Source organism: Nitrosomonas marina (assembly GCF_900110145.1).
Classification (GTDB): Bacteria; Pseudomonadota; Gammaproteobacteria; order Burkholderiales; family Nitrosomonadaceae; genus Nitrosomonas; species Nitrosomonas marina.
The window spans coordinates 1-21,803 of the sequence record NZ_FOCP01000017.1 but is presented as its reverse complement, the minus strand read 5'-3'; the positions used below and the strand labels follow the sequence as shown (position 1 = coordinate 21,803).

Annotated in this window: 17 protein-coding genes; 13 read left to right on the top strand and 4 right to left on the bottom strand. The window is 46.5% G+C overall.

The window, feature by feature from the left end:
* The first annotated feature begins 147 nt into the window (after positions 1-147).
* The 9 genes from BMX44_RS11535 (at position 148) to BMX44_RS11495 (ending at position 13,783) form a co-directional block, all read left to right on the top strand.
* The gene (locus tag BMX44_RS11535; RefSeq protein WP_177167740.1) at positions 148-2,973 is read left to right on the top strand and encodes a CHAT domain-containing tetratricopeptide repeat protein; all 2,826 of its coding nucleotides are present in this window, start codon (positions 148-150) and stop codon (positions 2,971-2,973) included.
* Between the two features lie 341 nt (positions 2,974-3,314).
* Positions 3,315-3,692, top strand: a complete 378-nt coding sequence (locus BMX44_RS11530) for a hypothetical protein (protein ID WP_090633167.1) — start codon at positions 3,315-3,317, stop codon at positions 3,690-3,692.
* Between the two features lie 432 nt (positions 3,693-4,124).
* Positions 4,125-4,979 carry a hypothetical protein gene (locus BMX44_RS11525; RefSeq protein ID WP_090633165.1) on the top strand — a complete coding sequence of 285 codons (855 nt, stop codon included), beginning with the start codon at positions 4,125-4,127 and terminating at the stop codon, positions 4,977-4,979.
* 122 nt (positions 4,980-5,101) lie between these two features.
* The gene (locus tag BMX44_RS11520) at positions 5,102-7,246 is read left to right on the top strand and encodes a caspase family protein (RefSeq protein WP_090633163.1); all 2,145 of its coding nucleotides are present in this window, start codon (positions 5,102-5,104) and stop codon (positions 7,244-7,246) included.
* A gap of 49 nt (positions 7,247-7,295) precedes the next feature.
* Positions 7,296-8,264 carry a CFI-box-CTERM domain-containing protein gene (locus tag BMX44_RS11515; RefSeq protein ID WP_090633159.1) on the top strand — a complete coding sequence of 323 codons (969 nt, stop codon included), beginning with the start codon at positions 7,296-7,298 and terminating at the stop codon, positions 8,262-8,264.
* Between the two features lies 1 nt (position 8,265).
* The gene (locus BMX44_RS11510) at positions 8,266-11,064 is read left to right on the top strand and encodes a CHAT domain-containing protein (protein ID WP_090633157.1); all 2,799 of its coding nucleotides are present in this window, start codon (positions 8,266-8,268) and stop codon (positions 11,062-11,064) included.
* A gap of 255 nt (positions 11,065-11,319) precedes the next feature.
* Positions 11,320-12,051: a lysozyme gene (locus BMX44_RS11505; protein WP_090633155.1), complete on the top strand. Its 732-nt coding sequence runs from the start codon at positions 11,320-11,322 to the stop codon at positions 12,049-12,051.
* Between the two features lie 57 nt (positions 12,052-12,108).
* The gene (locus BMX44_RS11500; protein WP_090633153.1) at positions 12,109-12,483 is read left to right on the top strand and encodes a hypothetical protein; all 375 of its coding nucleotides are present in this window, start codon (positions 12,109-12,111) and stop codon (positions 12,481-12,483) included.
* A gap of 157 nt (positions 12,484-12,640) precedes the next feature.
* Positions 12,641-13,783 carry an AI-2E family transporter gene (locus tag BMX44_RS11495; protein WP_090633151.1) on the top strand — a complete coding sequence of 381 codons (1,143 nt, stop codon included), beginning with the start codon at positions 12,641-12,643 and terminating at the stop codon, positions 13,781-13,783.
* 195 nt (positions 13,784-13,978) lie between these two features.
* Here the strand turns inward: BMX44_RS11495 and BMX44_RS11490 are convergent, their stop codons facing one another.
* Both BMX44_RS11490 and BMX44_RS11485 read right to left on the bottom strand, forming a co-directional pair.
* Positions 13,979-14,158, bottom strand: coding sequence for a PLDc N-terminal domain-containing protein (locus tag BMX44_RS11490; protein WP_090633149.1), 180 nt, complete (start codon positions 14,156-14,158; stop codon positions 13,979-13,981).
* Between the two features lie 508 nt (positions 14,159-14,666).
* Entirely contained in the window at positions 14,667-16,679 is a 2,013-nt protein-coding gene (locus BMX44_RS11485) for a hypothetical protein (RefSeq protein WP_090633147.1), read from the bottom strand.
* 165 nt (positions 16,680-16,844) lie between these two features.
* On the opposite strand from BMX44_RS11485, the gene BMX44_RS11480 reads away from it, so the two are divergent.
* Positions 16,845-17,270 carry a hypothetical protein gene (locus BMX44_RS11480; RefSeq protein WP_090633146.1) on the top strand — a complete coding sequence of 142 codons (426 nt, stop codon included), beginning with the start codon at positions 16,845-16,847 and terminating at the stop codon, positions 17,268-17,270.
* A 499-nt stretch (positions 17,271-17,769) separates the two neighbouring features.
* Positions 17,770-18,849: a hypothetical protein gene (locus BMX44_RS11475; protein WP_090633144.1), complete on the top strand. Its 1,080-nt coding sequence runs from the start codon at positions 17,770-17,772 to the stop codon at positions 18,847-18,849.
* Positions 18,850-19,306: 457 nt separating this feature from the next.
* Here BMX44_RS11475 and BMX44_RS11470 read toward each other — a convergent pair whose 3' ends face one another.
* Complete coding sequence (locus BMX44_RS11470) at positions 19,307-20,317, bottom strand: hypothetical protein (RefSeq protein ID WP_177167739.1); 1,011 nt, start codon at positions 20,315-20,317, stop codon at positions 19,307-19,309.
* An 80-nt stretch (positions 20,318-20,397) separates the two neighbouring features.
* On the opposite strand from BMX44_RS11470, the gene BMX44_RS16585 reads away from it, so the two are divergent.
* Entirely contained in the window at positions 20,398-20,682 is a 285-nt protein-coding gene (locus BMX44_RS16585; protein WP_177167738.1) for a hypothetical protein, read from the top strand.
* Positions 20,683-20,803: 121 nt separating this feature from the next.
* On the opposite strand, the gene BMX44_RS17125 is transcribed toward BMX44_RS16585, so the two are convergent.
* Positions 20,804-21,115: a hypothetical protein gene (locus BMX44_RS17125; RefSeq protein ID WP_218143960.1), complete on the bottom strand. Its 312-nt coding sequence runs from the start codon at positions 21,113-21,115 to the stop codon at positions 20,804-20,806.
* A gap of 56 nt (positions 21,116-21,171) precedes the next feature.
* Here BMX44_RS17125 and BMX44_RS17120 point away from each other — a divergent pair, with 56 nt between their 5' ends.
* Positions 21,172-21,351 (top strand): hypothetical protein, encoded by a 180-nt coding sequence (locus BMX44_RS17120; protein ID WP_218143959.1) that lies wholly within the window; start codon positions 21,172-21,174, stop codon positions 21,349-21,351.
* The last annotated feature ends 452 nt before the right edge of the window (positions 21,352-21,803 follow it).

The window sequence follows — 21,803 nt, the reverse complement described above, 5'->3', positions numbered from 1 at the left end:
ACTGTCACAGTTGACGCTACTTCGTCACAGTTACGGCCCAGCACTCTTTTTAGTGAGTTAAAAATGCTTTTTGGCAAACTGCTGATACCTCCCGGCCGTTCCTTATGTATCATTTTTACGATGTTGATCTGTAGTTGCGCTGCGCCCATGCTTCGCATTTCAGACATGCCTGTACCCACACTCTATCAACTCGGTATGGACGCATACAAGCTCGGTAATCTCGGACTTGCACAGCGTTATTGGGATCAAGGGCTCAGTAAAACAAACCAGAATGAATCTATGTCTTCATGGTCCGGGGCTTTTCTGGCAGGTCTTGCCAATGCCCATGAAAACCTGGGAAATCATGAGTTCGCCATTGATCTGGCCAGACAGGCACTAGAAATTGCCGAGGCTTATTCCGATCAAGGACTCAAAGCAGAAACTCATGTCACCCTGGGTCGCGCGTACCTGCAAGCGGGAAATTATTCTGCCGCAAAACACCACTCAGAGCTGGCCCGGATTCTTGCACAGCAAATCGGTAATCTGGTACTAGAAAGCGACAGCACCCGAAATCTGGGTGCAATATACAAAAACCAGGGTGAATTTAACCGTGCCGAAAACTATTATCAAACAGCATTGACACTGGCCACTCGGGCCGAAGACCTCCTGCTGCAGGCAAAAGCTCTTAACAATCTGGGAGAACTGTCGCAGCGCCGCGGACAATATGTTGAGGGACTCGAATTTTACGAGCAATCCTTACAGCTCAGGCAAAAAACAGAAGATCTGGCAGGTCAGGGAAATGTTCTGGGAAACCTGTGCCGTATTTACAGAGATTTGAACGAGTATGAACAGGCTTTATTGTTTTGCAAACGCGCGTTAAAAATTTCTCGGAAAACACGCACAAAAGCGTATGAAGCAAACCACCTGAACAATATTGCTGAAATCTACTGGCGTCTGGGAAAATTTAAAAAAGCAAAAAAAAATTTTATTCAGTCAATTGAAATAAAGCAGGCGCTTGGTGATCGTGATGGCGAAGCACGCGCCTGGAACAATCTGGCTGTTATCTTGAAATCTGAAGGCAAATACGAAAAGGCACTGGACAGTTTTTTTAAATCACTAAATATCAAACAACAAATCAATGACATATCAGGACAAAGTGCCACTTATTACAACATTGGACTGACTTATACTGATCTTGACCGTTACAACGATGCATTAGAATATTTGAAGCACGCCCTGCTGATTCAGGCCGAACTGAGCGAGGCCGGTTTACTCTGGCGTATCTACGGTAAATTGAGCGATATTCACAAGTATTTGAATCATCCGGATCTGGCTGTTTTCTTTGGCAAGCTTGCAGTCAACCATATCCAGTCCCTGCGTGCAGAGAACCTGGAACTCAACAAGCATCTGCAAAAAAGTTTTCTTGAGGATAAACGTGTCATTTATGAGAATTTGGCAAATTTATTGATTGATCAGGGCCGTTTTCCAGAAGCACAGCAAGTCCTGGCAATGCTCAAGGAGGAGGAATATTTTGATTTCATTCAACGCCAGGGCACACTCGAAGGAAACTCGACCAAAGCCACCTACACCAGAACAGAAAGTGATTATGCCGCTCGCTATCATCAACTTACGTCCGGTTTAATCGAACAGCGCAAAACCTACACGCAATTGAACAAGAAAAAAGAATCCGGGCAGATATTGACACAAATGGAAACACAGCGTCTCAATGAACTGAATGCAACACTTAAGGAAGCCCGGACAATCTATCTGGAATTCTTGAACGAACTTGAGCAAGTATTCGAAGAGGAACGCCATTTGAAGGAATTCTATGCCAGGGACCTTGATGAGATCAATCAGACTCAGTATTTACTAAGTAAATTTGAAAATACAGTTCTGGTTTATTATCTGTATACCGATGAGAAACTGAGAATTCTGCTGGTTGATGCCAACTTGTCATTTTCGCCAACATTATACGAGCAACCGATTAACCGCCGTGAACTGAATCATTTAATTCATGCATTCAGAGAAGCACTTTCAAGGCGAAACGACCCTTTAATATTTGCTGAAAAATTATTTAAGCTACTAATTGAACCGATACAGGCTGATTTGGATCTGCTCCAGCCTGAAACACTACTGATTTACCCTGCCCGTTCCCTGCGTTACTTGCCATTTTCCGCTTTATTCGACGGCGAGCGATATCTGACCGAGCAATACGCAATAACAATGTACAACGCTGCGGCACAGAGTTATCTGCTACTGGACAAACCCAGAGATCACTGGTCGATCGCCGGTTTCGGCGTCTCGGAATCTCTGGATCCCGTTTTCAGTGATTTACCCGCCGTCGAGGATGAGATAAATGTAATCGTAAAGGAAAAAATCGCAGACGAAACTGGCATATTGCCCGGCAGTGCCTACCTGAATCAGGAATTTACTCCGGACCAGCTGATACAGGTATTAAAACAAAGAGATGCTTACCAGGTAATCCATCTTGCAACACATTTCAAGTTCACGCCAGGTTCTCCAATAAGCTCATTCTTACTGGCTGGCAAAGGCACCCATATCAGTCTGCAGGATTTACTGCAGGGTGACTACCAGATGGCAGGTAAAGACCTTGTTACGCTGTCGGCATGCGAAACCGCGTTAGGAGAACTGGACGATCCAGAACAGGATGGCAAAGAACTGGAAGGACTTGGCACGCTGATACAAAGAAAAGGTGCGCATGCGGTGCTTGCCACACTCTGGCCCGTGGCAGACCAGAGCACAGCGGTATTCATGGCGCAGTTTTACACCCTCAGGGAGCAAAAAAGCATTTCAAAAGCCGAGGCCATCCGACAAACACAACGGCTGTTTATCCAGGGCAATGTGATTATGGATGAAACAAGCCGCAAGGCGCGCCTCAGGGGCATATCGCTTCCTGCAGATGAAATCGTGGAGTCACAGTTTGAGCACCCTTACTTCTGGGCGCCGTTTATCCTCATGGGCAATTGGCAATAGTGTTTCATTGATAAACCGGCATCTGCCTGATCCGCTTTTCGTGTAGTTACATTGCTCAACGTAAGCATTTACCCCAATCTTGTTAAAACTGCAGACACATTGCAGCGCGAATGGAATCCAGTCTAAATTCAGTGAAGAACCGTAAAGCCGATAACAAGCCGAAGGCAAAATACCTGTTCAGTCTGGTCGGCATATCCACAGCTGCGTAGTATCCTGCACTCTTCTTTTCCCTGGCCATCGATTAGGTTAGAACACCTGCTATTGCCGGGAGAGTATGTCAACCTTTCGAATGTATGGTATAAACCCAGCATCACTATTCGTTAGGATTTCTGGAAGAGAAAATGGAAATAACTGCGCCTTTTGTCATTGCCTACCTGGCAACTGGCATTGCTCTCATCGGATACGATTTCGCTGCGCCGTCAACACATAAAAAAGATTATGTATTGAAAGGAAAAATAGGAAGCGCATTGGCCACATGGTTTCTGTGGCCGGTAACTGCCTTTATGGATAGCTATTACGCCACGAAGAAAGGAAAAGCCGGCATCAATCTTGCATTAGGCATCATACTCCTGTTCATCATCCTATTTTTTATGTCCAGTCTTTTTTTCCATTACGTTGGCGATCCTTCTGTCTTCGCATTTCTTGTATGCTTTGTAATAGCAGTGCTGCTTTCACCGTTTCTGGCGGCCCTGGCACTGCCTGCTCACGACAAGCTTTAGCGTGAGTCAATAGAAGTGGTTTCTTGTAATTGCACATGATGCCACCCATACGATCTTCCATAATCGATTCAATGACTTTCCTTGATTTATAGCCATTGCGAAGCCGTTTATACCCAGCAGAACCCTTACCTTAAGACTTATGACAGTAACAATGCCGTAACACAACCACCCAGAAAACTGTTGACAAAGTACGCCATTTGTCTCTATAACAGTAGTCAACTGCTTGCCTTCTGAAAGCTACCCGTGATAATCGAATCGCGTTATATGGGTCGGAATACGAGGCCTGGAACCGAATGAATAGCAGCAACATACACAGCAATATGCCTTTTACAGCGTCTGTGAAGATATGGCTGGCTTGCGTTGCTCTTCTGGAACTGTTTTACCATATGTTGTTAAAACAGTTCCAGAAGACGACTACAGGAGGACAAATGAATGAAAAAGATAAGCTGCATATTCATTTCACCGCCCGTCGGGAAGGAAGACAAGCCGAGTCTTAATTCATCCGCTTTTCTTCTGCCTGACTGCAATACCCTCTTACTTCTGCTGCTCGTATTAATGCTGGGTGGTTGTTCTACCGTACCGGTTGCGAATCGGAATGTGTCAACTGCAGGCGGATTCTGGGAGCAGGACGAAAACACCGACCCTCGTTTCAATCACATGGCGAAGAGAGACAATGAGGAAATCGGGATTTTATATGCTGCAGGCAACCGGGTTCTTGTAAATGGCGAGCCGGTAAAAGATACAGCGGACATTGAAAATAATTCATTTGTAAGTACAGGTCCCCAAAGCAGCGCGCGCATTGAATTTAAGGATGATGACGGTATCTGCTCGATACAAATCCGGGAGTTCTCTATAGGCAATGGGTACGGCGACACCGCAAATTGTGAATACAGTATCATCACGACACATGCTTCTGCCAGAACGCGGGATACCATATACCATATAAACGTGTCCGGTCAACGCACTGAGATTACAGTATTGCGCGGACTGCTCAAGTCGTCACTGCGCATTGATCCGGCCCAAAGTGCTATCGTCAATAGCGGCGAGGAAATTATCCTGACAGCCGACTCAATTATCGGACCGCGGCCGGTTTCTTATGAAGAGATTGAAAGGCGAATTCGCTGGAGAGACAACTACACGTTTTACAAAAGCGAAGTCAGCTGGGTTAAAGTGCTTGTAGGCGCCGGTGTTGCCGCGGGTATTGTCGCTGCCATTTTGCGCGGCAAATCCGGAGGCAGCGGCGGCACACCACAAGGTTATGATAGAGGCGATAATTATCCGGATTAAAAAAACGATCTGCAATGCAGATTAACGTTATCGAATATTTCAGCCGATTCGAGTAACCGGATGCTGTCATTGCATGGATTCATCTATCGGATCTATCGGTTGAAGCCTGCGAAAGGAAATTTATGAACACTGCAAACAATTCCACTTTTCATACCTCTTCTGTAATCCGACAGATTGTATTGAACGCCGTATTCTATACAGTCATGCTTTGTCTGCTGTCGGGCATACACGCCTCGCAAGGTCATGCGGCACCTGACGCGACCGCTTTATCAAAAGCGTGCGCTACGAAGAACGTGGTGTCATCAGAAGACGGTATCCGCCGTCTCGCGCTGATTGTAGGCGTCGGGCAGTATAAAAGCACGAAAATACCCGATCTTCCCGGTCCGCCACAAGACGCAAAACGAATCTATCAATTGCTGACTGGCCCGAACGGTTATGATTTTCCGAAAGAGAATGTCTGCGTATTAATAGATGATGCAGCCACAACGGCGAATTTTAAACATTTTTTCTCCAGTTTTCTGATCGACCGGGCAAAACCGAACGATGAGGTGGTTTTTTACTATGCGGGACACGGTTCACAAACACGGGACCATAATGGAGACGAGTCTGATGGCATGGATGAAACATTCGTTTTTCATGATGCCAGAGACAGCGGAATCAAGGATTTTACCGACGACGAATTCGACGAATTACTGACCCGCCTGCATCAGAAGACCCGCCACATTACTTTATTTCTGGATTCCTGCAATTCGGGCACCGCGTTGCGCGGTGATACGGAATTTTTGTCCCGTTATATCCCGCCACCGGAATCCGAAACTGAAAATAAAACCGGAACCGAAACCATTATCAAACGCGGCTCAACCTCAAAATCACCTGCAAACAGTCAGAAAACCGGCTGGATTACAAAATCACTGCCCGGTATCGTCGTTTTTACAGCCGCAGGCGACGGGACGGTTGCACTGGAAAAAAATTCACGCGGTATCTTTACCGATGCAATCCTGACCACATTCGGACAGGTAAACGCTACCCAATTGACTTATGCGCAGGCAGCCCGACAGATCCGGCCGCTGGTAAAGGCAGAAAGCTACCAGATACCCTATTTCCAGGGAAATCTGCAGCGTACGGTATTTGCCGGCGTCAACAGAAAATTACCACTGGCCTGGGAAGTGATTGAAACTGCGCCACAACTTAAACTGGGCGGGTTTCCCCTGCCCGGTATTGATACAGGTGCTGAATTCAGAGTGTACGATGGTTTCGTGAAAGGTACTGACCTGCATGACCCGACCAAGGCCAAAGCGATCATTATCGTGGAAGAAAGCACGCGATTGAATGCCACGGCCCGGATTATTTCCAGGTTGGTTGATACAGCGCCAATCCGCCCGGGCGATCTGGCGATCTTATCGAGACCCGGCAGTACCCAGCGTGTACTTAAAGTCACGCTTCGCCCGCACACCGAGCAAGGCGGCATTACGGCCGAAAAGGCACAGCTGATCAATGCGAGCCTTGATCAGAATCAGGACGCTAAAAACATGGTCCAGTTAGTCAAGGATAATGGTGTTTTTGAAATCAGCTATGACAATGGCCAATACATCGTCAGCGGTCCGGAGAACCGGGTCAGGAACCGTTTCAACGAGGAAGACAGCGTCATTGAAAATTTGCGGCTGCATGCCCTGCAGCGGGTACTGAGTACATTGCGTGGTGAAGGCGGCAGTCTGTTCGCAGACCAGGACACACTTCAGGTACAACTGGTACCTGCTGACAAACAGGATCATTGCGCGCATGACTTAAATTGGCGGCAGGCCCCCCCCAATGCAATTGCAGCCCAGGAAATTCCGCTCTGCTACAGATGGAATGTCAAAATAAGACTCAGTGAGAAATCACCCGTTCGTTTGCTGGTGGGCGGTCTGATTTTATCAACGGACGGCAGTATTTTTGGTTTACCGGCCGATGGAACAGCGATACCGCTGGGTCCGGGTGAAGAAGCAGTTTTTGCGGCCAGGGGCGAGACATTCATCGCTTCAGAGCCATTGAATATTGAAGACCAGATTGTTGTTTTCGGAACGCAGGAAACCAATCCGGTACCATGGTCCCGACTGACGCAGTCCGCAGTGGAACGCGCCGGCGATAACAAAAGCGGTCTGTACAAAATACTGGACCAATACCTGAAAGGTACGCGTGGTGTCTCGCAGCCGGTTGAGACCGACGACACTGATACCGCATGGACCAGAAGCAGTATCACGATGCGCGTGATCGATCCGGATCACTGAATCTTTGCGTATCGACAAATCCGGACAAAACAAGCACGGGAATTTTACAATGTTAACTACAACTTTTATCAGACCGGTTCTTTACGTAAAAGCATACTGCGTTCTCTGGTTGTTTTTTTCTTCAGCCGTTTATGCTGATGAAAAAGACAGCATGATTAAGCGATTCCCTGCGGATATTCGTACTGAGTCCGATAGGGTCCAGGTAATTCAGCCACGCAAACTGAAAATTCAGGAGCTGCCAGACAATCGGGCACCGTTACGCAGCAGGGAACCGCTACGTATCCAGAAAAGAACACCAGCAGCAGAACCCACCACGTCCACCAGAGAACCCGAACGACTCCTGATCCAAAAGCCATTAGATCAAAGCGAACGATTACAGATACAAAGAGAATTAAATGATTTAAAAATACAGACCAATCACGTGCGCGATAATGCGCTGCAGCTCGAGCGCCAGATCAGAGACAAACAACACATTCTGGAAAACACTGCACAACCGCAAATCCGGCAGGAATTGCAACTGGAAATAGGCCGGATGCATGAGCAGTTAAATCATATGAAAGGCCAGATAGAAAATATGGAAAACCAGCAGACAATTATGCGAAAAATGACGACCGGCCAGCAAGGTTTTGCCGATGACGCGGATCATTTGAGCGATTCGGGATACGGACCTGGACAACCGAATATTGGCGACCGCCGGCAGAGCCACCCCTGCTTTATCGCCACTGCCGCATATGGCAGCCCGTTGGCAAGAGAAGTACAGACTCTCAGACAATTCAGAGATAACCATCTGGCTGACTCGGTATGGGGCAGAAGCATCATCGCTTTTTACGAGACCTATTCGCCCCCGATTGCCGACTTTATCTCCAAATACGAAACGGCCAGATCTGTAACACGGACACTGCTCTGGCCGCTCGTATTTGCCGTCAAGCATCCTGTAGTTCTGGTTGTGAGTCTGACAGTTTTGCTGGCAGCATTCTTGCTGCGAAGAAACAGACGAATATCATACAATACCAATTAATGTGGGTGCAGCCGGCAACTATGCAAACAGTACGTTATATCAGTCTCGAGTGGTCAGAGGCTGTATTTCTTTTCTACTGATTGCAGTTACAGCAGCTTGTTCATCGTTTTATGATTTGATCGACAGCCGGTTTTCCGATCGTGCCGAGTACGAACGCCATGCAGGTTTTACAGCATACCAGAAACAAGATTATCCAGCGGCACTGAAACATTACCAGAATGCGCAGGCTTATTTGCCGTCTGAACAAAGCGATGCAATGCGCGCTGATCTTTATTATAAACTGGGGCGCGCCTATCTTAAGCTGCAGAACAACAGTGCAGCCATTGAAAGCTTTGAGCAGGCACTGGCACTGCAGGAAACCGGCAGCGCGCATGACCGTGCCATTTTGCACAACATGCTCGGACTGGCTCATCAAAAAACCGGCAACATTGATAAATCCCGGGCACATCTGAGCAAGGCGCTGGAATTACGAGTTGCTAACAACGACACGCTCGGCAGAGCCCGTACACTGGGCAATCTTGCGGCCACCTATCTCGCTCAGGGACGCTATATCAAAGCCATTACGCACTATCAGCAGGCACAGCAGCTATTTACAGAAGCTGATCATGCGACATCCATCGATTTGGGAAACGTTCATACCAACCTGAGTTCGGTTTATGCCGAAATGGGACAATATGACAAAGCGCTGACCCATCAGTATCAGGCCATGGCCATCTATCAGCAGGCCGGCAACACAGCAGGTATTGCATCTGCATATCACAATATCGGTTATATCGAATCCGAGCTGCAGAATTATACAATCGCACTGGATGCCTTCAGGCAGGCTATCGCCTTGCGTGAAACAACTCATGACCGTTTCGGCGCTGCGGAGACCCGTAACAATCTTGGTATGCTGCTCAGCGAAATGGGGCGGCAGGAAGAAGCGCTTGAAACCTTGTTTCAGGCCTTGCCGGTTCTTGAAGAATTGCATACTCGAATACAGATTGCAGCAACCTATGACAGTATCGGCAGTGTCTATGCGCAAATGAACAGACATGCGTCAGCACTGGATTATTTTCAGAAGGCACTGCTGATCTGGCATGAATCCGGTGACCGTGAAAGCGAGAAAATTACATTGGCCAACATGGGCGATCTGTTCACACAATCGGGACAGAAAACGCTGGCCATCGTATTTTACAAATTTGCTGTCAATATCAGCGAATCGATACGCGAAGAACTCCAGATACTGCCCCAACAAGAACAAAAAGCATATTTAAACCGCGTACAGGATTTTTACCGCAAACTCGCTGACTTATTGCTTCAGCAGGACAGAGTGATCGAAGCACAGCAGATTCTGGATTTATTAAAAATACAGGAAGCCGCACAATTTCTAGGCCCCGTTCGCGGAAACACGCAAACAGCAGCAGGAATCACCATGCTATCACCCGAGCAACAGATCCAGAAGCAATATGCACTGCTATTACAGCAATCCATTCGGGTGGGAAAAGAACTGGCCGTATTACACAAGATAGCTAGAGACCAACGCACAGCCGCGCAAAACGAAAGGCTGCAACAACTCATCAAACAGGAGCGACAGCTGCAAAGAGGGTTTGTCAGCTTCATCGAAAGCAATGAAATCCGGGACCTGATCGATCAGCTCAGCCGCGAGGTCCGTACGCAAATGCCCGCACTGGAACAGTTAAGACCATTGCGTGACAATTTAAAACAACTGGGAGATCATGTTGTACTGCTTTATCCATTGATCATGGAAGACCGAATCGAACTGGTCCTGGTAACAGGACTTACCCCTCCCTTGCACGTCCCGGTTCCCGTTGACCGTCAGGTACTGAACCGAACGGTATTGAATTTCCGAACCGCGCTCATCGAGCGTAACGACACGGTACAGGCATATGCGCACAGTTTATATCGCTGGCTCATTAAACCAGTAGAACACATATTAAATGAGGTCAATGCAGATACCATTCTATATGCACCGGATGGCATATTGCGATATATTCCCCTGGCGGCCCTGCATGACGGCCAGCAATGGCTGGTAAAACGCTATAACATTAACAACATTACCGCATTTTCGCTAACTGACCTGGATACCCGTCCGGCCAAAGAAACAAAATTACTGGCGGCCGCTTTTACCACGGGTAATTACACATTTACCATTGGAGAGCAGACGTATGATTTCAATGGGTTACGCTATGCCGGCGAAGAAGTGAATAATCTCTCTGAAATTTATCCCGATATGACCAAACTTCTGGATAAAAATTTCACGCCGGATGTTGTGATTACTGATATCAACCACTTCAACATCGTCCATTTCGCTACACATGCGGCTCTGGTGCCGGGAAAAGCTTATGAATCATTTATCCTGTTCGGGAATGGTGAAAGAGTAACCGTTGACCAGGTTAAATACGAATGGAGCCTGACAAATATCGATTTGATTGTGCTGAGCGCTTGTGAAACAGCCCTGGGTGCAGTTTTTGGCCAGGGTGAGGAAATCCTGGGATTGGGCTTCCTCATGGAAAGCGCCGGCGCAAAATCTACGCTCGCCTCATTATGGTCAGTTGATGACCGTGGTACGCAGCTACTGATGAATCAATTTTACAGGCAACTCAGACTGCCCGGCACGACAAAAGCAACTGCACTCAGGAAAGCGCAGCTATCCATGCTGAATGAATCTCCGGTAACCTCCATGCCAGGCGATGATCGAGGCGTACAGCTTGAGCAGAATGCGGCGCCGGTTCAGAATCAGCGCACAACTCACCCGTATTACTGGGCACCTTTCATTTTAATTGGTAATGGCTTATAAATGATTCATTATTGTTGGTCTAAAATGTATCCGGCCACTTCAAAATCTGGCACTATTGCATCATGGGCGATAGCCTGACATGTTTACAACATCAATTCGATGTTTACAGTATTATTATCGATCAGAGAGGCTGGTCTGAACACAGCTACAAATTTGCTTCAGGTCCGGAATAGCAGAAGACTGCAATAATTATAAAACATAGCGTAAGTTACTTTTAACAAGATGGTTTGATCGTATCAATTAAAAGGAGAAAAAATGCATAAAGCTATTATATTGATTATTCTCAGCATCACGCTATTTATGCAGTTATCAGGTTGTGCCGAACATCAACCGCAAGAACAAGAACAACAGGAACAACAAAAACAGCAACCGGTTGAGCAAATATCGGACGCTTTGACACCCGGTATTTTTTTGGAAGAAACACGCGCTCTGATTCCTGAAGGTGTTGAATTAAGGAAAGTGTATCCACCGGGAATAGAACTGACCAAAATCTCAGAAGGCTTTCGTGGCCGACTTTATAATGATGCAGCTGGTTTTTGCACCATTGGTTATGGACATCTGATCAAAAAATCTGCCTGTGACGGTACTGAAAAACAGGAATTCAAATCCGGCATCTCTGAACAACAGGGTGAAGCGCTACTTGTTGAAGATATGAATTGGGCCAAATATTCAGTGATGCAGGCAGTATCTGTCGAGTTGACTGACGGCCAGTATGCCGCATTGGTAGATTTTGTTTTTAATGTAGGCAGCGGCAACTTCAACAAATCAACATTGCTCAAAAAAATTAATGCACAACAGCATTCCGAAGTTCCTGCACAATTCAGGCGCTGGATACGCGCAGGCGGCAAAGTGTGGCAAGGGCTCGTGACACGCCGGGAGCGTGAGATAGATTTATATCTGGAAGGAACAGCCATACCGCGTTTGCTACCACAGGAAGGCGAAGAATTACCGGATATTGATATCCGAAAAGGCGAGCTGAACGGCTGATTCGTTTATTGAAAAAGCAGACACAACCATAACCAAACAACCTTAACAGGCGGCAGCATGGATAATTTTATAAGTTCCAGATCAATGATCACGCCAGGCCTTGCCGGCAGTGCGACAACCATGATTACAGGCACCCTGGTAACTACGTTCGGATTTCCAGGTGCCGTTACCGCACTGATAGTCAGCTTCGTATTCGGTTCAATGGCCCTGGCAGACAAATCGGTTGAGTTTTACTATAAATTTATTTTCTATATTATTAATTCAATTACTATTTTCTCGGTCGCGGTCGGATTGAACCAGGCCGGCATGGCCATTATAGAACGGGACAGACAGGAGACCACAGTTAACGAAAGAGCCCTTGGTCCGGCCGAAGAAGAAAATGATATTGTCAGGAAAGCCGAAACAAAGCCTTTTTTCCAGGAATGGTTCTAACTATAAAGCTGATAACATCAATGATTGCTACACTTTGTCAGTACCAGAATTTATTGCCGATCAGTAATCTACTAGCGGCGATTCGCCTTATTTAGCCTGATTACGGCATTATTGTTCCCAACATTTTTGATATTCATGTACTTGCAGCTGGCGAATTATGAAAGTAGAAGAACTTGAGCGATGGACTTTTCTGATCATATTGACGTTTGTTTCCTGTCTGTTTTTATTTCTGCTTCAACCATTTTTTGAATCAATTCTGTGGGCCTGCATCATTGCAATTCTATTCCACCCAATGCAAATGTGGCTTGAAAGAAAAGTGGGTGAACACCCAAATTTCACCGCTTTGGTCACATTGACAGCCTGTGTATTTCTGGTTGTTATACCTGTGTTACTGCTGCTGACCTCATTCCTACAGCAGGGCATAGCTCTATATCAGCGCATCGACACCGGTGAGATTCAGCCTGCGCAATACATTGACCGAATTCGCCAGGCTTTTCCGGTAGTGCAGGAATTTCTCGAGCGCATAGGCGTGGACATCGCCTCTCTGCGTGAGAATGCGACCAAAGCTGCACTGGCCACCGGCAGTTTTCTGACGCAAAACGCCGTTGCGGTGGGTGTCGGCACTTTCAATTTTCTACTGAAACTTGCGCTGATGCTGTATATCGCATTTTTCCTGCTGCGTGACGGCAGACAGTTGATAGAAAAACTGATTTATGTCATTCCGCTGGGTGACGAGCGCGAACGGTTGCTGTTTCAAAATGTTGCAGGCGTGGCGCGTGCGACCGTCAAGGGTAATCTGGTAGTGGCAATGGTTCAGGGCGCACTGGGTGGTTTCATTTTCTGGGTTCTTGATATTCCCGCGCCACTGTTATGGGGAGTGGTAATGGCAGTATTATCACTGATACCGGCAATCGGCGCTGGTTTGATATGGCTACCGGCTGCCGTTTACCTTTACGCTGACGGGCAGTGGGCGGAAGCTTCAATATTAGTCGCCTACGGTATCCTGGTTATCGGGCTTGCCGATAACGTTTTACGTCCGATTCTGGTCGGCCGTGATACCAAGCTGCCGGACTGGATGGTGCTGCTTTCCACACTCGGCGGAATCGGATTGTTCGGTATTAACGGATTTGTGGTTGGCCCTTTGATCGCTGTTCTGTTCGTCGCCTTCTGGCAGATCTTTGGCAAGGATTTCAATGCAGGCGATACTGATACTGGTGTGAATAATGATCATGATCAATCCAAAACTGAATCGGGCACGACCAGAAATCAGACTGCCAATGAAAATCCGGCAAAACAATGACAGCCAGAAAAATCAACCGGAATGCACACAAGCTCCCCGCTAGTCAGTCCATTAAACTTAAAAGCAATTGAATAATTTTTTTGAGCAGTGCTACAAGTAACCGGTCATTTCAAATGGCCAACCTGTCGCAAATGGCCAGCCTGCCGGACCATGTTTGGATATCAGGCATCAACAAAGTCCCTCTTCGACACAGCACTACCCTCTGGGTCCGAAAAAGAACCACACAATCAGACCAAATACTGGCAACAGCAGTATCAATACAATCCAGAGTACTTTGCTTCCTGTACTCGCAGCACTCTGTACGACTCTAACAATAGCCCATACATTCAGAATCAGTAATATCAATCCAAAAAAACCACCCACTTCAATGCCCATTGGCTGCTCCTTTTGCAAACAGATTCAAATTGTAACTGCACAGCTGCAATGACACCGTCATTAAAACGCTAAGCTGTATTAGTGTCGTTCTCAAGAGAAACTGGAGGTTTAATTACCAAGGGTTTTATCGTAACACCCTATCAGCAGAAAGCCAACCTGGTAACGATCAAGCAACGAATCAAGTTAAGCAGTCCAATTAATGCATCAATAATGTTTCGGCAGTAAAAACCAGGAATAACACCTGATAAAATTTACCTTGGGACTACGATGATTCCCGAATTAGGCGATGAAATTATTAACTAAAATAATGTCCTGCACCATCTCACAATCAATGACGAACGCCAAAGAAACGTTGAACTGCTTTGTGCCGGAACAACAGACCGGTATCGCACCACATAGAACCGATGGATATTTCGCACTTGAAAAAACAAAACACTGACTTGCCAGGTATTCCGCTACAAACTATCGCGTGACCTATTTCAATATTGCTGACATACAGTTTCTGGAGTCAATGGAATCGTCTGATACTCGATAAACTGTTTACAAACCACAGCACCAAAATTCCTAACAAGATCAAATACAATAAATTCGGCTCTGAAACAATAAAATTTGAATTAATTGAGATCTCAAGTGTGTCTGGCAAATCAGAATTACGGTTGAGCATAACATCAAATTCTCCCAACACGCCCGGCGTTAAACAAGAAAAAAATAATCCGCATAAATTTGTGTTCTCAGGCGTATCCGATGGAAAAATATTAAGTGCAGTCAAAAACTCATAAACTTCAAATTGCTTTGGTAGAAAATCAAAGTCAAATTCAATGAATGATCCTTCCCTGAATCTTGCCCAGCCACCCTCTCCATTTATAGCGTCGACCGTCAAAGAGCTTATTGATAGTGGAGAATCCATATCAATGACAAGTCCTCCCCCATCAAAGAATCTTACTGCCCCTTCAATATCGAGTTCACCGGCAGTAAAAGCAGAACCTGGCCGAATCGCACCACCGTCAAACAAAGTAACCGAGTAGTCTTCCACCACACCAATACCCTGCAGCGCCCCTTTTTCAGAAATAAACATTTGACCAGCTGTTACCTGACTTGATAATTTTCCGACTGCGCCGACATTGATCAAACCACCTTCAATAGTGACATTTTTCGTATTCATTTCGCCATTGACACTGATAACAGCTCCTTCTTTAACCTGAGTGTCACCCTGAATATCAATTTTACTGGTAGCGTCAATGTTGATAACATTATCATTACCGGAGCCTGCTCCTTTACCTTCATGTAACAGATCGCCATTTACAATCATGGTAGCCCCGTTTTGCAAAGCAAGCGCAGTTAATCCAGTGGCATCCAGACCATTTTGTACATAGTTATTGGTAATTGACAGTAATGCTGACTGACCATCAACAACCAGTTGGTCAGATTTGGATAGAGATAATGAATTCACTGCTACAGCTTCATTTAAACGAACAACAGCACCAGCAGAACCGTCATTATCTATAAATACATTATAAATATTTCCATTATTGTCAGGATATTCATCGGTGTTATGGGATGTTAACCAGTTGTCGCCATCAACCCAGTTACCGGAAGTAATGGTTGAGCTATCCCAAATGGCATCAATTACCTGCTTCTCCTCCTGTTGAGCACTCCATGTCGCTCCATAAGAATGAAGACCAAGTCCAGATGCCAGATACCTTTCCTGTATGAGAGCCACATCTATTGCGTTTATCGCTGTCTCTGTATTTTTCAATTCTACGAGATTTCTCAGAGCGTTAATGTCGTTTAGCGCCGTCTCGATATCCGTTTTTGTATTCGAGAAAAACCAATCCGTTCCTGCGTCCCCTGGGGCATTATCAACAGAGACCTGTGTCAAGGGAGGAATAAGACTGTCTCCAGAAAATGTAAATGATTCAAGAAAACCGGATAAAGAATCGCTACTTGCAGTGTCGCTACCCACAGTATTATTTACATTAAAATCAAAATACTCGTAAATCAGGAAATCATCAGATAGTGTGTTACTGTCTGAAATTAAATTTATTGCTGATGATAAGCTGTTTGTACCAACCGTATAATCGATACTAACTGTAAAATCGAGGCTATCGCCTATTGAAAAACCATAAAACCACCAGTCTGGTGAAATCGGGTTCTGTGGATCAATGTTAATGTAATATTTGATATTAATAGTATTATCTACAGCGGTTAATACAGGAGGGCCAGTATCTGTCACAGGTACTGGAGTAGCGAAGTTTGTTGCATCTGGTTCACTAAACCCTCGATTATCTCCGTTTGCAATATAGAATTGGTGCAGCCCCAATTGATTTATCTTCGGCTTACCAGAGAAAGTTGGGTCCAACTGCCAACTTGTTAATTGATCAGTTGAATTCCATTCGATACGATTCCCATCTTTCTCCGCATAGCATGATAGAGTCGTATAATCACATACAGCAATAGCCCATGCACTGCCCTGGGCATGAAAAAAAACAAATAACAGAGGAACCAATTTTCTATAAAACATAGTGCACCCCTTTCTCTATAGCCACGCCATAACCCCAGCTTCATTCCATTATAATGCTGCAAGAATTATTACAAAATACGTACTAACACGTAGATAAACCCCAGAATCAACACAATTTTGTTAAACTGTCACGAAATTTACTTATCCATTGATCGAGCGACAACAATGCCAAACAAGAATATAAAACAGCCTGCAGTTAAACGAAGCAACTGGCCGAAGTTTGTTACACTAACGCTGATTCTGGTGATCGTGTTCTTTGCGGTATCGCTTCTGCCCCGCGGTTTTTCGGGTGACACATCCTTAATTGGCCAGGGAACCCCTGTACTGCTGCTGGTCCATGACGACAATATTCTTCAGAGTGGAGAAACAATGGCAGCCATGAATGCGATCAGAGATGACTATGCAGAGCGTCTGGCTTTTATCGTCGCCGACATCAATACACCGGAAGGTAGAACATTTACCGACAGGCACGGCCTGATGCCGGCTGGATTGGTATTTTTCTCGGCAAACGGCGACAGACTGCAAACGCTGTACACACCACAAACGCCCGAATCGTTGCGATTGGAATTGAAAAAATTATTCCAGTACTGACAAATTGATCAGTAAGCGTACGGCAAGCATGCGAGTTGCCTGAATTATCATGCTTACAACAGACATATCAGCATTTTTCAAAACATGTCGTTCGGGAATATACACCGCTAATACCAGCCTAACGCATGCGCTTTAACGGATCGATTGGACGTCTGTACCGGCACGCTTTTTCATATATACAATCCATAACATGAGTAACACCGTCTGAATGGCGGTTTTCTGGCGAAAAAGCGGCTGGCGCTGTGTGCATGTAAGAATGCAAGAGCCCCTCCCGGTTGTTCTCATTTATCAAATCCAGGTTCATCTTCCATATGTATTCTTGACCCGCACTGCAGCTCTCACCTGCATCGCTGGTGTTAGTGGTATAAAAAAGAACTTAATTTCAGCATGTTAATTTGGAACCAGGCATTCGTTGTCTTACAGGTCAATCCAAATCACTGTCTCGTACGTAAAGAAAAATGAAGTTGTCATTTTTTAATCAACGTACAAGGAGCATGAAATGAATACCATCAAATCAAAACGGGCCGCAATAGTTCGAGAGCTGCTTGATAACTCGATCAAATCAATGTTTCAGTGGCATACCGTATTTTTTCTACTATTACTGTTTTCCGGATTCAGTGGTTTCCAAAATACCGCTTATGCACAGGCGGAGACTCTGGAACTTGACACATGCACCCAGTGCAAAGTAACAATCAGTCAACGCATTACGCAATTGCAGGAGATAAAAAAGCAGCTGGATAGAAATTACATTACAGACAAGAATCTGGCGTTGTTAATCAAATGGAAAGAAAGGTTCAGAATCGACATCAAAAAGTGCGATTTGGCTGATGAAATCAAAGGGCTTGTAACAGGTGAAAGCGTAAGCATTCTGGCTACTTTGCTGTCGTCGATGGAATTGACTGCCGAGGTAATAACTGCGGGCACCGGCATCGGAGCGCTTATCACGTTGGTAGGCATTGAATCCTATACTGCCATATACAATATCGGCTACTGGAAAATCATTGATCAAAATACTGCTATCTATCAATGGCTGGTGGACTTTCTGGAATATGGCCGTACCGGTCAACTGGATAAAAATACAGTGGATTTCCTGTACGATAACCAGAAGGCGGTAAAAGCAATTACTGGTAAAAAACTACCAGCCCGTAGTAACAAAAAAGCAATCGAATCTTACTTAAAGTCTCATGCCGTATCTCTGTTTTACACCATAGGACAAATTGAAGAAAAATTTGGCAGTGCAAAATTTCCTCGATTCAAAATAAATGACTTTACCGGAAACTTCAAGGGCAGCCGATATGACGTCGGTTATTACAGATATGTGCTGACATCCGTACTCACCAGTGAAATTAATCTGGCGATAAACGAATTATTGAAACTGAAAGGCAAAGCCTGTAACGGCAAAGCGCATACCTTGATTAATGGCAAAACATTTAAAGGAAAACCTCTGATTGATACAGCCACTCCCAAAGAAACCACCGCCAAGCCTATTAATAAACTGAAAGTAATTACACCCAGTGGTGGGCTGAAGAAACCGGATGACAGCCAAACCGGCAAAACCATAACAGTTGTTCCCCGGTAGAAAGCCGGGCTAAACCCGAAACATTTGTCCTCTCATATACGGGAATATGAAATAAACCGTATCTTGTCCTGCTTCATATCTCCGGCATTGCCGGAGATATGACCTCGAAGTAATCGAAAACACGAAAATCAATGTAAAACGCCGGCTCTGGCTACTCCCACTCTATTGCAAATAAGCCTTTTTTATATTTTATATTCAATGGCTTATTTTCCTGTTAAACAGTAATACCATGAAAAATACCATGCTCAGAAATTTCTTCAAAAAAACTCATTTTTTCAACTGACCGACTAGAAAACTCGAGCACAGAAACCTTTTTTGGTCGGGTGATAGAGATCCCAATCCGATGGATGTTCAGCTCCACTCCCCGCGCCAAAATGTATGCCTATCATACCCCATCAAATACTGCGAAAGATATCGTAAAAACAGCGCGTTACCGAAAATACCCTTCAGCTGGGTTTTAGTCGTTTCCAACTACGATACTGAAATGCTCAGTGCGTTTACCCGGTAGGCCATCCTTACGAAACCGTCTTCCCCATACTGTGAACATGACGTGATCTTCATAGGTGTAGACGTTCATCCCTTCTACCTCGAACCGCACCAGACTTTTCCCGGCCTCGACGACCACGACATCACCCACTTCGATGCCCAAAACGTCCTGGCACAGGACCACAGATTCACTCTCGAGCTCTTGTTCCCATTGCTCGATGTCTGCCTCCAGCTGCCGCCAGGCCTGTCGGGCGCCGACAAACGGACCCGCCTCTCCCCGAGAAAACCACAGCCTATCGAATAGCGCGAGTCGCTCGTTCGGTACGGCCTGATCCATGTCATAGGTCGCCTCCACCAACGCCTCATAGACCGCTTGCGCTTCCTGTAGTGCTTGAAGACGGTCTGTATAGGGCTTGATTCCTGACCGCTGAATCCTCCCCGGTAACCGCTTGTCGTTAGCGGGCATCAAGTCAATCGGACAAACTTCTCGCAGTGGTATTCGAGCCGTCTCGAACCGGTCGCGTGACCAGGTATCGTCCACGTCTGCCCGGATCCAGACGTCATGGGATGACACACACAACTCGGTCTTGGCTCTTGCGTAAGCGCTGGGCGAATAAATCTGCTTCACTGACCAGGCGTGATCCAAGGTCGACATATCGGCTGCGGCATAGGCCAGACCGTTGTCACGCGCCAGTCGTGAGAGGTGCGCAATACGCCCCAGAAAATCTGGCGTCGCCCTGACGGAGATTGTGGGACTATCCGCGCGAGAGTAACGACCATCTGTCCTGCGACGAAATATCAGCAGCTGCTCCTTCGCGTGCGGCAGCAACTTGCCAACCAGATTACTCAAACTGCTTAGCGCGCCATTCATGCTTGACGCAGTTGTCCTGTCGATCAACCACTTCTCATATCGGGTCTGTAGAACGATCAGGATTTGAGCCGTCAGCGCTGGGGGAATGGAACGGATGCCATCGTAGGCCAAGTCGCAAACCTTGGTATCGACTCCGCTGCCCGCTAACTCATCCAGTGCATATCTGAGAAATTCCAACTGCAGCTTGGATAGTGGAACCTGGCATTTGGACTTCACCTGTTTCCGCAGGCGCTCTTCAATTTCCTTGCGGTATGCCGGTAGCGGCGGCTTCCTTGGTGTCTTACCCGATGCCACCCTGGCCCAATATCCTCTCGGTGGCTTCGGCACCTGAAGTCGTCGGCAAAGCTTGCCCAGGGCCACATCCGAAATTCCCAACTCGCGTGCCACCTCTCTGGCAGGGCGTTCCCAAACCAGAGCGAATAATTCTTCACGAGATGGGTCACTATTTCTCAATGGGTCCGGACCGTTTTGACTAAATCATTCATGCATAGATTACTTCCTGAATCGCCTGCCTGGAGGGCTGCCAAAATCCCCGCTCGAAATCTGGCGTTGAATCTCCAAAGATCATATTTTCCTTCCAGGTCCAGACCACTGGGTTCAGCTTGGGGGCAACGCTTCTTGTACAAAAGCATCCCTGGGCACCCATATCCAGCCCTCGCTTGGAGAAACGTCAGCCTCCGGCAGCATAAGAGAACTCGGCTTTTCCGAGAACAGACTGGCGACCAAGGCGCAGGTCAGTGCATCCTCGCAGTCCGCATGACTAAGCGCAGAGTAAGGCCGGCGCAGAGCCTGAATGGTTTCTGATCGTTTGCAGGCCGAAGGATAGGCTTCGATTGCGGTGAGATTGCTGCCATCACTCCAGACACCACACTCCACTATCTTCGGTGTAAAACGCGCGAGAACGTGCATCCCCTTCGTGGCCTGGGAGCCGATCATGTCTTTAATGGCCGCAGCGGACTGAGGCCTTGCTCAAACAGGTAATGCTCAGTGCGGCGAAACAGATAGGGATTGGTGTTGGATGCCTCGATGGAGGCTGCCGCCTGACTTTGGGTTACCAGCTGGATAAAGGCTTCGGAGAAACCCAAAGGGGTATCAATGGCGAGGGTTACTGGACCGGATTCTGGAGATACCCTACTCTCACATAAATCGAACAGAGCACCGATCCACTCGATACTCGTCGAACAGCTATTGATGCACTCGCGCAGATTACCGCGCCAGGGAGTACCGACGATCTCATGGTTGGCGTCGAGAATTACGATGGCGTCGCGACTGTTCTGGTTCTTGTCACAGTTCCAACCACCGACATCCCAGCCGATAAACCAAGCTGTATTTCTATTAGCGATGATAATAATCCCGTCCGTAACTACGTAGTTTCATACCGCACACGCAAACCCGCCTCTTCAAATTTGTACTTATCCCTATACTTCCTGTCATATGGATTTGGCAACAACCGGAATTGCGGGCTATCGGAGAGCGCATCCAGCACATGTAATATCACGAACTGTCAATCGGCATGTAAAACTTACCAGGATTTTGGATAAATCGGCGTTGAAAAGTATCCACTCTGAGATGATAAATTACCGGCATTTTGCCGGAG